Source organism: Maribacter algarum (ex Zhang et al. 2020), from assembly GCF_005885635.1.
Lineage (GTDB): Bacteria > Bacteroidota > Bacteroidia > Flavobacteriales > Flavobacteriaceae > Maribacter_C > Maribacter_C algarum.
Genome location: NZ_VATY01000001.1, coordinates 950,331 through 965,484, shown reverse-complemented (window position 1 = coordinate 965,484; position 15,154 = coordinate 950,331). Strand labels below are relative to the sequence as shown.

Annotated in this window: 17 protein-coding genes; 14 read left to right on the top strand and 3 right to left on the bottom strand. The window is 40.0% G+C overall.

The genetic code is table 11. From position 1 onward, the window contains the following. Nucleotide 1 precedes the first annotated feature (1 nt). The 14 genes from FEE95_RS04120 to FEE95_RS04055 all read left to right on the top strand — a co-directional run bounded on the left by FEE95_RS04120 (nt 2) and on the right by FEE95_RS04055 (nt 13,265). On the top strand, nt 2-1,429 hold the full coding sequence (locus tag FEE95_RS04120; protein WP_138656556.1) for an FAD-dependent oxidoreductase: 1,428 nt from the start codon (nt 2-4) through the stop codon (nt 1,427-1,429). A 136-nt stretch (nt 1,430-1,565) separates the two neighbouring features. Continuing rightward, complete coding sequence (locus FEE95_RS04115; RefSeq protein ID WP_138656555.1) at nt 1,566-3,185, top strand: hydantoinase B/oxoprolinase family protein; 1,620 nt, start codon at nt 1,566-1,568, stop codon at nt 3,183-3,185. Between the two features lie 11 nt (nt 3,186-3,196). Further along, nucleotides 3,197-4,384 carry a class I SAM-dependent methyltransferase gene (locus FEE95_RS04110; protein ID WP_138656554.1) on the top strand — a complete coding sequence of 396 codons (1,188 nt, stop codon included), beginning with the start codon at nt 3,197-3,199 and terminating at the stop codon, nt 4,382-4,384. Between the two features lie 3 nt (nt 4,385-4,387). Continuing rightward, on the top strand, nt 4,388-4,750 hold the full coding sequence (locus FEE95_RS04105) for a hypothetical protein (RefSeq protein ID WP_138656553.1): 363 nt from the start codon (nt 4,388-4,390) through the stop codon (nt 4,748-4,750). Then, nucleotides 4,750-5,175: a YybH family protein gene (locus FEE95_RS04100; RefSeq protein WP_138656552.1), complete on the top strand. Its 426-nt coding sequence runs from the start codon at nt 4,750-4,752 to the stop codon at nt 5,173-5,175. The genes FEE95_RS04105 and FEE95_RS04100 overlap by 1 nt, the downstream gene beginning before the upstream one ends. A 55-nt stretch (nt 5,176-5,230) precedes the next feature. After that, the gene (locus FEE95_RS04095) at nt 5,231-6,283 is read left to right on the top strand and encodes a CpcT/CpeT family chromophore lyase (protein WP_171036977.1); all 1,053 of its coding nucleotides are present in this window, start codon (nt 5,231-5,233) and stop codon (nt 6,281-6,283) included. A gap of 138 nt (nt 6,284-6,421) precedes the next feature. Then, nucleotides 6,422-7,330 (top strand): VOC family protein, encoded by a 909-nt coding sequence (locus tag FEE95_RS04090; protein ID WP_138656550.1) that lies wholly within the window; start codon nt 6,422-6,424, stop codon nt 7,328-7,330. 10 nt (nt 7,331-7,340) lie between these two features. After that, on the top strand, nt 7,341-8,240 hold the full coding sequence (locus FEE95_RS04085; RefSeq protein ID WP_138656549.1) for a DUF1838 family protein: 900 nt from the start codon (nt 7,341-7,343) through the stop codon (nt 8,238-8,240). Between the two features lie 14 nt (nt 8,241-8,254). Continuing rightward, entirely contained in the window at nt 8,255-8,728 is a 474-nt protein-coding gene (locus FEE95_RS04080) for a redoxin domain-containing protein (protein WP_138656548.1), read from the top strand. A gap of 6 nt (nt 8,729-8,734) precedes the next feature. Beyond that, complete coding sequence (locus FEE95_RS04075) at nt 8,735-9,685, top strand: formylglycine-generating enzyme family protein (protein WP_138656547.1); 951 nt, start codon at nt 8,735-8,737, stop codon at nt 9,683-9,685. A 21-nt stretch (nt 9,686-9,706) separates the two neighbouring features. Next, nucleotides 9,707-10,429 (top strand): chromophore lyase CpcT/CpeT, encoded by a 723-nt coding sequence (locus tag FEE95_RS04070; RefSeq protein WP_138656546.1) that lies wholly within the window; start codon nt 9,707-9,709, stop codon nt 10,427-10,429. A gap of 15 nt (nt 10,430-10,444) precedes the next feature. Further along, nucleotides 10,445-11,446, top strand: a complete 1,002-nt coding sequence (locus FEE95_RS04065; RefSeq protein ID WP_138656545.1) for a hypothetical protein — start codon at nt 10,445-10,447, stop codon at nt 11,444-11,446. Further along, complete coding sequence (locus tag FEE95_RS04060) at nt 11,446-12,009, top strand: hypothetical protein (protein WP_138656544.1); 564 nt, start codon at nt 11,446-11,448, stop codon at nt 12,007-12,009. The genes FEE95_RS04065 and FEE95_RS04060 overlap by 1 nt, the downstream gene beginning before the upstream one ends. Before the next feature lie 20 nt (nt 12,010-12,029). Next, nucleotides 12,030-13,265 carry an MFS transporter gene (locus FEE95_RS04055; RefSeq protein ID WP_138656543.1) on the top strand — a complete coding sequence of 412 codons (1,236 nt, stop codon included), beginning with the start codon at nt 12,030-12,032 and terminating at the stop codon, nt 13,263-13,265. Between the two features lie 9 nt (nt 13,266-13,274). Here FEE95_RS04055 and FEE95_RS04050 read toward each other — a convergent pair whose 3' ends face one another. From FEE95_RS04050 to FEE95_RS04040, 3 genes are read right to left on the bottom strand one after another with little or no spacing between them, the layout of a single operon-like run. Beyond that, on the bottom strand, nt 13,275-13,706 hold the full coding sequence (locus tag FEE95_RS04050; protein ID WP_171036976.1) for a VOC family protein: 432 nt from the start codon (nt 13,704-13,706) through the stop codon (nt 13,275-13,277). A 9-nt stretch (nt 13,707-13,715) separates the two neighbouring features. Next, nucleotides 13,716-14,150, bottom strand: coding sequence for a VOC family protein (locus FEE95_RS04045; RefSeq protein ID WP_138656541.1), 435 nt, complete (start codon nt 14,148-14,150; stop codon nt 13,716-13,718). A 4-nt stretch (nt 14,151-14,154) separates the two neighbouring features. Further along, nucleotides 14,155-15,150, bottom strand: coding sequence for a VOC family protein (locus FEE95_RS04040; protein ID WP_138656540.1), 996 nt, complete (start codon nt 15,148-15,150; stop codon nt 14,155-14,157). Nucleotides 15,151-15,154 lie beyond the last annotated feature (4 nt).

Here is a 15,154-nt window from a genome sequence, read left to right as displayed (position 1 = left end):
TATGAAATACGATATTCTCATAGTGGGTGCAGGTACAGCGGGAATGAGCTGTGCAATTACCGCTGCCCAACGTGGACTAAAAGTTGGGGTTGTGGAGAAGTCTGACCATGTCGGTGGAGCGATGCATTGGTCCGGTGGTCACATGAGCGCAGGCGGGACACACTTGCAAAAGGAAAAGGGAATTGAAGATTCCCCAGAAAAACATCTAGCTGATATTTATCGTATAAACGGTAAGTCTGGTGATTTAGACCTAATAGAGAAGGCAGTTTATGAAGCTCCGAAGACCATCCAATGGTTAGATGAATTGGGAATGGAGTGGGCTCCTGAATGTCCGCGAATTATTTATGGGCATGTGGCCTATGATAAGGCTCGCACAATTTACGGACCTGAAAAGGCAATGAGTATTTATAAAGTTTTACTTCCGGAATGGAAGGAACAAGTTGCCAACGGAAATATAGAATGTCATTTTGAAAATTCGTTTATAGGTTTAGATAAATCGAATGGCCGTTTTGATACAATTATTTGTAGCACTGCTAATGGGCAACGTGAGTATAAAGGAAAGAACATTGTGATTACTTCTGGAGGATATGGAAGCAACCCTGCATATTTTCAGCAAAAACATAAAGATATCCCTCTGGTAAGTTCAGCCTATCCCTCGGCGACAGCTGATGGCCATGTGATTTTAGAAAATCAGGGTGGGCAATTCCGGTTTGGAGAATTTCATTTGCCAAGTTTAGGCGGAATGGAAGAAGTTGAAGGTAGCGGTCGTGTTGATTTCAATAAGGCCTGGGCAATGGTCTTAACATCAATATATAGACAGCCTCGCGATATCTATGTAAATGCTCATGGAAAACGATTTATTAAGGAAGATGAAATAAGTCCTGAGACTAGAGAACTCACTACAATGCAGCAACCTGATTGGTGTTTTTGGGTGATTTTTGATGAAACCGCTTTGAATGCTTCGGATGAAAATGGAAATCATAATCCGATAATAATCGGTCGTTCTGTGGAAGAAATGAAAGCCGAGGCGGCGAAAGAAAATGCTTTGTGTATGGCAAATTCTATTGAAGAACTGGCATCGAAAACCGGACTCCCAGAAGCGAACTTATTAGAAACAATTTCTAGTTATAATAAAATGGTTGAAACAAAGTCCGATCCTGATTTTGGTCGTGCTTATTTAGAAGACCCCATTAAGACAGCTCCTTTTTACGCATTGAAAGTACATGCTTCAGTATTGGTAACTTTTGGAGGTATTAAGGTAAATAAAGATTTACAAGTATTAGATACCCAGGGTGAGCCCATGTCAGGTATTTATGCCGCAGGAGAAGTTTTAGGACTAGGAGCTACAAGCGGTAGTTCATTTTGTAGTGGAATGGCAATTACACCAGCCTTAGGCTTTGGAAGAATTTTAGGGAGAACCTTATCATAAATAAAACAATCTATACACTAATTTTTGTGTAACACACCGATTTTTAAGGAAATATCACCGTTTTAGGTTAAGATTTTCTAAATGAGAATTCGTTTAAACGCAAAAATTAGTTAACTTAGTTAACTAATTTTGAATAATGCAGCAAACAGCAACAACTTTTGACCCGATAGCCCTTAGTATTCTATGGTCAAGATTAATAAGTATAGTTGATGAGGCAGGAACAACATTACAGCGTACCTCCTTTTCAACGGTAACGCGTGAGAGTAATGATTTTGCCGTCGTATTGATGGATAAAAAAGGGCGTTCTATAGCACAGTCAAGTGTTTCAGTTCCCTCGTTTTTGGGCGTTTTACCCATTTTGACAAAGGCTTTATTGAAAGATTATTTTCCATTAGATACTTGGAAAGAAGGTGATGTAGTCATGACCAATGACCCTTGGTTATGTGCAGGTCATAAACCTGATATTGGTATTGTCTCTCCGATTTTCTATAAGGGTTATATTATTGGTTTTATTGGAACCATTGCACACTCTCCTGATATGGGCGGTCAACTTTGGGGTGCAGGTACTCGTGATTTGTATGAAGAAGGATTAATGGTGCCACCAACGAAATTGATGTCGCAAGGAGAGCCCAATGAGACTTTATTCAACATATTGGAACATAACGTTCGGGCTGCTGACCAAACGGTTGGTGATATCCGTGCACAGGTTGCCGCTAATGACCAAGGCATCAAATCTTTGATGAAGTTGATGGAAGAAAATGATTTGGAAGACCTTCAAGATTTATCGGATGCCGTGATAAACGCATCTGAAAAAGCAATGCGTGAAGCCTTATCAGCAGCACCAGATGGCAGTTATCATTATGCATATGATACAGACGGAGATGGAAGAGGTGTAGGCTGTCATTTTGAAATTACAATTACGATTAAAGGTGATAAGGTAGTTGCCGATTATACCGGTACTTCGGGTGCACATTATATGAGTATCAATGCTGTACTGAACTATGCTTTTGCATATACGGCATATCCGATTAAATGTGCTTTCAGTCCAGATGTGCCAAATAATGATGGGTCATTTTATCCCATCACGGTTACCGCGCCGAAAGGATGTCTTGTAAACGCTCAAAAACCTTCCCCGCTTGGAGCTAGAAACGTTACCGGAAACATGTTGCACTCCGTGGTATTCGGGGCTTTGGCAAAAGCCGTACCGAATCAAGTGCAAGCGGACTGTGGTAGTGCATGTTGGTGTATTGTGCTAAACGGGGAACATAAAGGAAAAGAGTTTGTCGAGTACTTCTTTCTAAATGGAGGCTACGGTGCAAGACCGACTATGGATGGGGAACATGTTTTAAGTTTTCCTACCAACGTGGCGAATGTGCCTATCGAAGTACTGGAAACCGATGTTGCAGTTTTGGTTACTGAAAAATCTTTACTGCCTAACTCGGCCGGAAACGGAGAGTTTAGAGGTGGACTGGGACAACGTTTTAGCTTTAAGAATATCGGTGAAAAACCAATCAACGTTTCCATGGTTGCAGAGAAAACGGTAACTGCTTCCAAAGGAATTCTGGGTGGTGAAGATGGGTCCATGGGCTCAGTAAAAATTGTACCTGAACGTGAATTTCCATCCAAAGGATTGGGAAAATTATTTCCAGGTGAAGAATTGATATTAACACTCCCTGGAGGTGCTGGATACGGCAACCCCGCGGATAGGGATAAAGCTGCAATAGCAGAAGATAAAATTTTAGGATATATTAGTTAAAAAAGAAAGTTATGAGCGTACGAAACTTACCTCCGGTATATAATAAAATAGCACAACATGCTGTTTTTCCCGAGATGAACCATGATGAAAGAGCTAGATATAATTTCTTGGCGAATTTGAACAAGCATTTAGCGCACGTATCTACCGGTAACAAAGTGGCTTTTGAAAATAGGGTAGAACCTAAATTTGAGAAAGAACACGGTAGAAAAATAGCATCCACCGAAGAACTAAAAGAAGCGATAAGCAAAGACTCCCATTACCAAGTTTGGTCTTCCTTAAGAAGAAGTACAATGGAAATGCGTCAGCAAGCTGGGCGTTCTATCGTTTTGCGTCAGGCAGCGGAATTACGTGATAAAGTAAAAGCTCTGAATGAAGGTAAAGATTCCTTGATACTTGATGAAAGTGTGGAGGTGCCCCCTTATTTGTTGGCATGTGACAATCACATCATGCCTGGTAGTTATCATACCGAACTTATTGAGGAGGATGTAACGCCGGCTGCAAATTATGATACCGGACTTTTCGTAACTACTGCGGGACTTTTAGGTCGCTACAGTGATGGTGGAGGAAAAGCTATTGTTAGTTGGGTTAAGAAAACTTACCCTGATTTCAGTCCGAAACGTATTTTAGATATCGGTTGTGGTATGGGTCATAATGTATTGCCGATTGCAAAAGCATTTCCTGATGCTGAGGTTATCGGAATAGATACAGGTGCACCAATGTTACGATATGCGCATGCACGAGCAATGGATTTAGGTATTACTAACGTAAAGTTCATGCAAATGGATGCCGCGCAAACTACCTTCGAGGATGAATCTTTTGATTGGGTACAATCTACTATGTTCTTTCATGAAACTGGTGGAAAATCAATTTATAACATCATGAATGAGGTTTACCGCGTACTGAAACCAAAAGGTTTGACCTTACACATTGAGCAACCTCAGTATACTGATGATATGAGCTTATTTGAAAAGTTCATCCGTGATTGGGATGCACTTTATAACAATGAACCCTATTGGTCAAAAATGCATGATATTGAGCCTATTGATTTGATGAAATCTTCAGGATTTAGAGAAGAAGATTTTATGCAAATTGGCGCTAAAGCGGAAAACGATTTGGACGATGGTTCGCAAAAAGCGGATGAACCAGAAGATCATGGTCGTTCACCAATTTGGAATGTATTTGGTGCTATTAAAAACTAGAAGATGGAAGAAAAAATAGATTATATAAAATTAGCTTCAAACAAGCCCAAGGGAAAACGTCCTTATTTTCATGACGACCCTGCGGTGGAACGTGTTTTGAATATTACCATGGCCATAGCCGGAGAGCTTGCCGTAATGCGTGAGCGCATGGACAGTATTGAACGTCTATTAGAGAAAAAAGGAACGGTGACCCGCGAGGAAATCGAAACTTTTGTTCCTGAGACCAAAGAGCAGGAGGAGCAGCGCCAAACATGGCATGCCGAGTATATTAGCCGAGTACTTCGAATTGTACAGCAAGAGCAAGAAGAATTGGAGAATCCTGATAAATCGTTGGAAGAAATTGCGAACGATATCAACGAGATGTAATGAGTATACTTCAACAAAGAATTCGAAAATTTTGGAATGCCATATCGGAACGTGATATGGATGAAATCAGAAACGGATACTGCCCAGATGAAGACACCTATGTAGTTTTAGAAGGGCCACGTTTAGCCACCAAAGGTTTTAGTATGATTATGAAAGGATGGGGTGATTTTGTTACTTCCTCCATTTCATTAGATAAAATTATTTGGACCGAGGGCCCGTACGAGGAAATCGTGGGCGATATGGGATGGATTGGTGGTGTAACTGACTTATACATTTCCATAGGAGATAAAGAAATCATGACGACCTTTCGCTCGTCTTTTGTAATGAAAAAAATAGATGGTGATTGGAAAATCAGACACGAGCATGTTTCTGAGGCGCACCCAGACCCATACGGAGTTGGAGATTGGCTAAAAAAAGATAAATAATCAAACCACTATATATATGGAACCCATTAAGAAAATAATACTAACCATTTTTTTAATGGGTTTTTTAGCATGCCAAAGTCAAGAAAAAAACAAACCGTCCGCTAGCTCTCCAGAAATGGGAAAATCTTCTGTAACTGCTCAAAAACGACTAGCATCAACCGTCGAACCAAATCGAAAATTTACCTATCCTGAGCGAGAACTAGATTATTTGATGCACATTTGGGAGGGGGAGTATGACAATGTCGAACAGCTCGATTTCGACAAAATTCAATTGAAAGAAGGTGAGGTTGCACCGCATGAACGCGTACATGCTTCAGTGCGGCAATTTCAGAATTCCAACTTCGGAGTAGGGGCGGTATATGTTGAAGAGTATCGAAAAGATGACCCAACTAACATCGCTAGAAAATGTGTGTATCAATTATTTCCTGATGATAACGAAAAGGCCATTCGAGTAAAAGTTTTCCATTTTAAGGATAAAAAAGCGGTCTTGGCGGCAGGCAAGTCTTTTGATGGAATCGCTAGCTTGACTGCAGAATCAGAAGCCTTAGTTGAAGGTTGTGAAATGATATTACGACGAAATGGTAATGGATTTTTAGCAAAAACCATAGATAAGAGTTGCAACAAAAGTGCCGATGGTAAACAAAACATAGATTACCAATTCAGTATTACAGAAGAAAGTTTTGGTTTTCAAGAGATTATCTACCAATCTGGTAAACGTATGGCTGACAATAAACAAGTAAGTGCTTACCATATGGAAAAAGCACGCTGCTTTACTTGCATGCTCGATTTCCCCAACGATACTAACGGTCGTCCCACGGTTACCAAACACTATATAGATATCTACGACCAAGGCGGTTCTTTTGAATTTGAGTATCCAGATGGTCGCCAAATGCATTTTGGTATGCGGAATACCTGGTCGTTCGGAATGCACCGCGAAACCTTTGTGATATATATTGTCGATAAAGCGACACAGAAAACATTAATTTATTCATGGGGAAATCCTGGAGCGGATAGAATCGGTTTTAATCCCGGATGGATTCGCGCGCAATGCGATTTAAAAACAGACCGGAACGTGAAGATGCAGCAAGAGTTGCGACCTGGCTCCTGATACTATATTTCAATAAGATTAATTAAATTAATAGTTAACATAGTTAACTATTTTTTGTATCTTTTCAATCTATAAAGGAAAAGAACACTTTTGTATCAACTGAAAACCATAATAGAAGTCGTTTATAGCGTTGGTGACATGGAAAAAGTAAAAAGCTTTTTCTGTGATTACGGCGGACTTGACGTTGTGGGTGATTATGAATCTGACCGAAGTGTTTTGAACTTCTGGAAACTTGATAGTTCCGTTTCTGCATCCGAAAAATTGATTCGTTTTGCAGACCATAAAGCAGGTTCCTTGCGTTTGGTAAAATATCATAACACAGAACAAAAGCACATTCGTTCTTCTCAAAATCCATGGGATATTGGTGGAATAATGGATATCAACCTGCGCGTTCCTGAAGTAGCCCAGACTTTTGATGAAATACGTGATTTGGGCTGGCATGGGCTTAGCGACCCTTTGTTGCAAAAAATGGGTCCCTTTGAACTGTATGATATTTTAATGAAAGGCTACGATGATATCATCATCGCTTTTACGCATAGGGTACAGCCGCCTTTAGAACTTCCCGAAGGGTATAAAATTCCTTCGCATGTATATAATTCTTCCCTCACCGTAAAGAATTTGGAAGAAACCCAAGACTTTTATGTCAATAAATTAGGGTTTTCACTTTTGAACGAATATGAGGTAAAGAAAGACGCTCCCATTGAGAATATGTTCAATATCCCCATGAATATGATTGAGGATATCACCTGTAAAGCCAACATTTTTTCTTTGGATGGAACCCGTGATGTCATGTTTCAAGCTTGTGAATTTGAGGGAGTAACCGGAAAAGATTTTTCAAGCCTTGCGATTCCCCCAAATAGAGGCTTGTTGATGTATCGTTGCGAGGTTGAAAATGTGGAAGCGTATTACGATTCACTTTTGGAAAAAGGTATTCAAATGCATCAACCATTACAAGAAATTACAATAGAACCATATGGCAAAGTAAATTGCTTTGCACTACTAAGTCCTGATGGGGTTTGGTGGGAATTTTTAGAAATGAACAATTAATACCAGAACAATGAAAACAAAAATCACACTCTTATTAAGCGTCGTATTCGTGATAACGTTACAAGCACAGAAAAAAGAATTCAAAGGACTCGAAGCCTTACAAATGTTACAAAAAACGGTTTGTAATACTCTTGAAGAGGGAAAGCCGGTTTATGGCATGTGGGAAGGTCGCATGTACAGTCGCATCGAGGGCGAAAAGGACAAGAATATTTTTAATGTTGTGGGAATTAACGTCCGTCAATGTGATTGTGTGGAAGATGATATAAAAGGACAAGGATTTCGTAGCGTAGGTCGTGAAATCATGATGTATTTAGACCCGGAAACCAATGAAATTTTAGATACTTGGGAAAACCCATGGACAGGTGAAACCGTTGAGGTACTTCATGTAGCAAACGACCCTGTAAGTCTTCGTAGCTACATTTACGAAAAGGATGATAAAGGCGAGGATAGAGCTACCTTTTCATTCCGACAGTATGGTGATGTAGCTGTTACTTCTTATGAATATCCACTTTTTTATAATAACCCTTTAGGAGGCGAATATCAAAATGCAGTTGGTGGTAAATATCACGCTATGGAAATATTTAATACGTATTACTCCACTGAAGAATTGACAAACCCTAAAATTAGAGACCTCAAGACATCAAGTATCTCATGGTCGCGTATTGCGCAATGGTTGCCATGGATGAATATGGGAGGAAAGCAAGGTATTATGGTAGTAAATTCAACAGGCGAAAGTGTTTTAGACAAAGACAAAATATGGCCTCGAATTCAAAAAATACTTGAAGAGCGCTACCCTCTTTATATGAATCCTCCTGCAAAGGATGATAAAAGGGAAAATGAAACGTCCTGGACGGTTTATAAAAAGTATATGGCGGAAAAAGCGAAAATGGAGAAAACCGATAAAGAATAAAACTAAGCACAAAAATGGCAGCATTAACCGTGGGGCAAAAGGCTCCAGATTTCAAATTGGTTGGTACCGATTTAGAACCAATTCAATTAAGTGATTACAAAGGCAAAAATCTAATACTTCATTTTTTTCCGTTGGCATTTACCAGCGTTTGTACCGAACAACTGTGTACCGCTAATGGCGATAATAATGATTATACTTCGCTAAATGCCGAAGTGGTCGGAGTGTCTGTTGATTCTCCTTTTGTCTTGGATAAATTCGCAAAGGAAAACAGTTTGGATTTTCACTTAGGTTCAGATTTTAATAGACAGGTAAGTAAAGATTACGGTGTGTTGTTCGATGGTGACTTTGCTGGTATGACGGGCTTCTCTATGCGTTCTGCTTTTGTAATCGATGGTGAAGGAGTGGTTCGCTATGCGGAAACTACAGATGGAAAATCATTACCAAGTTTTGAAAATATCACAAATACGCTCAATAGTTTAAATGAATAGAACGTCATGAAAAAAGCAATCAAATTTCTAGCATTTGCCCTCTTTTTTGTGGTAGCTGTGGGGAACAAACCCGACACCCAAGAAGAGATAAAAACGTTCACGGATTGTAAAGGTTGTCCTGAAATGGTGGTCATTCCTTCGGGCTCAGTTTATATAGGTTCTTATGAAGAAGAAATAGGAAGAAAAAAGGGAGAGCGTAAACGCGTAAAAGCGACCATAGAAAAATCCTTCGCTATGGCCAAGAACGAAGTGACCTTAGCGCAATACCGTGCTTTTATGGAAGAGACCAAATACAAATCCAATCAAGCCTTCTACAAAGGCGAACCTTTAGTTGGATGTAATTATTTTGATGGAAAAAGTTATGGGTATATAGCCGAGCATAACTGGAAGAATCCTGGATACCCGCAACGCGATACAGACCCTGTTGTTTGTGTAAGTTGGACGGATGCCGACGCCTATGCCCAATGGTTGAGTAAAAAAACAGGGCGTACGTATCGTGTTCCATCCGCAGTCGAATTTGAGTATGCCTCACGTGCAGGAAGTTCCACACCTTGGTATTGGGGGACTAATCCTGAGGAGGCTTGTGAATATGCGAATATTGGAGATACCGCATTCGCAGATAAATTTCCTACCAGAGCCTCTTTTCCTTGTACTGATGGATATGTATTTACAACAAGGGTCGGTAGATTCAAACCAAATAAATTTGGGCTTTATGATATGGTTGGTAATGCTTGGGAATGGACCAATGATTGCTTCCAAAATGATTTGACCAATGCCCCAGTCGATGGCTCGGCTTGGACAGATAATGAGAATAATGAATGTGATGCAAGAACCCCAAAAGGCGGAAGCTGGATAAGTGGAGTTGCGTGGAGCAGGGCAGCGGTTCGCTCTCGTGATGGTGCCGACTACAAAAGTTTTATGCTAGGCTTTAGAGTGGCCGCAGAAGTAAAGAAATAAGGAAATCGTAAAATAGCAATTATGAAAATTACATTGAAAAAAGCAGTATTTGCAGTAACCTTGATGGCTTTGGTTATGAGTTGCAAGGAAGAGAAAAAAACAGAAGCCCCAGCGCAAGCTGAAGAAGTAGTAAAAGTGGCAACGACTCCCGAAGAACAATTAGCTGAAATCATGGAGTTTTGGCCTGGAAAATTCAACAATGACAAACAAATCGCCAAAGCAAAAGAAGCTGGCGGAGAAGTTTGGATGTTTGATGATACAGGCGAAGGTGGCTGGCTACAGGTAGAGTCACATTACATCAAAGTGGATAACCCTGCAATTGGGGATAACGTTTTGTACGTTGAGGAGTACCGCAACCATCAACCCGATAGTACGTATCGTCAACGTATTTACACTTTAGACATTGATTCTACGGAAACTATTCGTGTGAAAATGTGGCCTTTTAAGGATAAGAAAAAGTATGTAGGTGCATGGAGAAATCCAGAAGTATTAAAAAACATTACTGCTGAAGAAATCAGCGCCTATCCAGATAAATGTGACTTGATAGTGGCAAAAGATGGCGAGGCCTACGATATGAACATGAACGGCAAAGATTGCGCTTTTGGTAACAAAGTCTTTAACTACCAAGTACGATTGACTAAAGATGTCTTTGCCTATCGCGATAAAATTACTCTGTTAGATACTGGTGAACTAGTAACAACCGCAGCAGATTATGCCTATCACAACCTCGACCGAATGGAATAAAAAAGAAAAGAGAAAATGGAGAAAACACAATTAAATATTCCCAATGGAATCGGTGAAGGTGCTTTAACGAGTTACATTCATACGGCCACCCTTTGTACGGTCGATTTAGATACCTACAAGCACTTTTATGGCGAGGTAATGAAGATGCAAATCGATGCAGTAACTTTGACCGATGAAGAAAAAGAGAAGCAAAAAGCGTTTTGGAATATTCCTTCAGATATCGACTACGACCTATACCATTGTTATCGGGCGACCGTACCCAGTTTGATTCAGTTGCGAATTCTGCATTTGAAAACACCAACACCTCAGATTCACAATAGCTATAGTTCTTATGAACTCGGTTCTTTTTCTTTGGGATTCCCTACTTCGGATGCAAAAGGAATGGATAAACGCATGCAAGAGTACGGTGTCAAAGCGATGGCTCCGATGCAATTGGGTGATATCGTTCGCGCTAATGGAGACAAAGGACATTATTTAGAAACCATTTATCAAGGTCCCGATTATTTACATTGCGTGGGAATTGAGCGTGTAAACTATCCGCAGCTAGCACCTTGTGACCCTGCTGATGGTTTTGGTGGTCCTGGGTATTCAGCATTTGTAGCCAAAGATTCCGATGCTGAGGTTGCTTTTTTTACCGATGTTTTAGAACATTATATTTTGTTTGATTCGGTTTGGGAAGCTGCTGACGAAGGTGCTTTGGGTGTTAATACCGGAACTCCATTCCGTTTCTGCGGCATTTATGCAAAAGAAGCACAACAAAACCATTACTTGCTCTTAGATTTTAAAGACGGCAATATGATTGATACTGGCGTACAAAGTTGTGTGCCAAATCAAGGTTTGGGCATGTATACGTTACATACCAAAGATATCGAAAAAGTAAGGGCGAATGCCAAAGGCAAGAATATAAAGGTGATTTCAGAAATACAACAAGTTTCAGACTACATTCATGGTGACGGTAAAGCTTGCCTTTTAGAAACACCAAACGGATTTTACGTAGAAATTTTTCAAGCGAACTAATGGACAAAGTATTAAAACGATTTACCGATATTTTGTGCGGTACACTTGATAATCAGGCACAAGTAGATAAGGAGCGGGCTGAAGGCAAGCAGGTACATCCATATGCGAAACATGTGACCGATATCTGTAATCATAAAGTGATTAATCGCCCTGAAGGGCATGAAGGTATTTACGTGCTTGAGGAAAGTTATTATACCTACCCGGGAAAAGCAATGGATATCAAACCGCTTATTTTTTATCTGCGCTCCGATGGTAAAAGCAAAGTGTTTTTAGAATCGATAAAGGCACCTCATTTAGACCCGAAAACGATTACCAATGCCAATGACGATTTGATATTGGATTATACTAAGTTGGAAGTTGGTCCTTTCGGTGCTGCTGAATACACGCTGCAAGTAACCGACCAATTTACAGTAAATCACATTGGTGATATAGGAAATGGAATGACCTTTCAACTTATAGAAACACTTTCTGATGGACATTTGTCCGTCATGGAATTGGTTCGCCAAGATGGGGTGAAACTAACACCTTATGACACGCCAATTGATTATATAAAGATTGAATAATTTTTTAAAACCTAGCGATTTTGGATACAAAACAAACAGACGAAACTTTTTTAAAAGTACTTGGAATCGCCATTTTAGGTACTATTCTTTTAATTGTAACCAATGGTATGACCTATTCGGGAATTACCATTTTTGACGAAGCCATTTTATCCGATTTCGGTTGGACGAAGTCCGAATTGAAACTTCGAGATTTAATCAATATGGTTGCTGCCTCGGTCATTCTTCCCTTTTTAGGAGCGGTCATTGATAAGTACGGCGTTAAAAAAATGATGGTATTAGGATTGGTATTGCTCGCGGCCATGTACTATTTGTATTCCTATATTCAATCCGCTTGGCATATTTATGGGATTCACTTGTTATTAGCCTTTGCGGTATCAGGAGCCGGTACTTTAGCTACGGTAATCATGGTATCACAAAGGGTTGTCAAACGAAGAGGACTCGCTTTAGGAATAGCCCTTGCAGGTACTTCTCTAGGAGGAATTATTATACCCCAAATCGCAAGGCCGTTATTGGAAAATTACGGTTGGCGCGCTGCCTTTCAATTTGAAGCGATTATACCACTAATCGTAATGGTAGTATTGCTCATTTTTATCAAGCCGATTAAGTACACCAAGAAGGCAGACGACAAGGCGGTTAAGGATGAGGAAACTGGGTTGGTAGAGCTGTCATTTTCGGCAGCTATAAAATCCCCCGTGTTTTGGGCGATTAGCTTCGCTGGGGTATTTTGTTTCTATAGTATTTTGGGGATTATCAGTAATCTATTCTTGCACTTACGAGAAATGGATTTCTCGGTAAAATATGCAAGTAATGCGCTGAGTATTTTCTTCGCAATAATTTTGGTTGCGAAATTGGCTTCGGGAGCCATAGCTGAACTTATCAATGAACATCGATTGTTTAAAATTCAATTGGCGATGATGACTTTGGGTACTGTAGGTCTGGCAATAGGTACGCCAGCTTTGGTATGGCCATCATTAGTTGCTGTCGGACTTGGCTGGGGCGGACTCTATACCTTATTCAACTACATCATCATTACCACATTTGGGGTTAAATCAGCAGGAAAAATTGGGGGTGCCATTTCTTTCTTTGAAGGCGTCGGGTCAGGATTGGGAATGTGGTTGACGGCTTATATTTCTGACCAAACAGGTTCGTACAATGCAAGTTTTTGGTTGATTGTAGTATTGCTGACCATCGCTTTTGTAATTAGTTTCTTTATTAAGCCTATTGTCTCCAAAGAGACAACCGAGGTTGTCCAATAAAAGGGAAGTTTATTCCAAGACTTGGTAGAGCAATATAAGATGGCCATCAAAATCAACGAAGCCTTGTTCGATATAGCTAATCCCATCCGTATTGTCTTCATATGGGACTAAAACTTCTAAACCCAAAGTCTTGATTTTGGCAATTATACCTTTTAAATCATCCACTTTGATGACCGAGACCGACATACGTGGCTCAGTCTTCTTAGGCAATTTAATCCCTTTAATTTCCGTAAGGGCAAAAGTGCGTTCTTGAGTTGGACTGTCCAAAGCTACGAAAGTGGCAGTCGCCTCAGGTGGAATATTAAAAACGGGGTAGGAATACGAATCCGCAGCGGATATATTAATATAGTTCACCGAAAAGCCCAAAATATCACAATAGATTTTTAGCGACTTTTTATAGTCGGCAACCACCAACGTATTTCGTTTGTATTCAAGGGCCATGAAATGCATTTACTTTTTCATCAATTGGTAGAGCACAATCAAATGTCCATCAAAATCTACAAAGGCCTGTTCGATAAATGTGGAGTATTCATTTTCATCGGTTTTGACATCCGTAGTTTTAAGTCCTAACGCTTTTATTTTAGTGATAACGTCGGCCAAATAATCTACTTTGATAACCGAGGCGGTCATATGAATGCCTTCTTGTTTGGGTAAGGGAACACCCTTAATTTCCGTTAGGGCGAAGGTGCGCTCTTGGGTCGGACTATCCAAGGTGGCGAAATTCAAATCTGCCTCATTCGGAATATTGAATACCGGATATGAAAATGAATCCTTTTCTGAAGGTTGAATGTAATTAATGGTAAATCCTAAGATATCACGATACACCTGAAGTGAACGGTCTAAATCGGCAACACAAAGCGTAATTCTTTTGTATAAAAGTGACATAATTCTAGTTGATTAATTCTATAAATTCAATCCAAACACCATCAGGCGAAAGAACCGAGAAGATTTTTAAATTTCCATAGGGAGCTACAGTGGCCATTTGTACCTCAGAGTTTAGTTGTACTCCTTTACTCTTAAGTTCTGTTGCATAGGCACCCGCATCACGAACAGGAAAACGATACATTAGGATTCCTAAGTTGGGTGGTTTTGCAAATTCGGCACAGTCCCGTCCTTTGAGTTCATTGGTTTTTAAGTATTCTATGGAGCCAAAATTGTCAATATCTGGTCGTACAATGTCAATAGGAACTGTAATTTCATGATTTACACTGGGCGGAATACCGATAACGTTGTGTCCCGAAGCCCTATCTAAACCTGGGGTTTGAAAAAACATTTTGAACCCCAATTTGTTGATGTAAAAATCGTGGGATGCTTCCATATCACTGACAATAACCGAAGAATTGAAAATACGACTCGTTTTCTTCATATGGTCGAAATCAACCAAGGGAGGATTAAAACGTTGCATAAAGGCAATGACAATTCCATCAGGACCTTTCATTAAAACTTCAGACACATCATATTGACCAAAAACATAACGTTTGGGTTCTGAGACACCATTCCAGCCCTCATCTTGCAATTCTCGATACCACGAATCCATATCGGGCGTGCGCATGTTGACATCGAAAATACCGCCCGTATCCCAAACATTGGTTGCGGAACGTATTTGTCGTTGTTCCACATTTTTAAATTGTATTAAACGAACAAATCCTTCATGGTCACGATCGTTGTGAAGGATTGCTTCTTCCCATTCTACTGAATCATCCAGTGACCAAATATTTTTTAATGCACCAGAACTTTTTTCGGTACTAATGAGTTTCCAACCACAATTGCGTTGAAAGAAGTCTATCCATCGATTCATATCAGCAACACTAAAAACGACCTCTTGAAATCCCTTGATATTGGAATCCTTTTCTGAGAAGTTGAGGTTGTGTTTGATGCTACCCATTGCT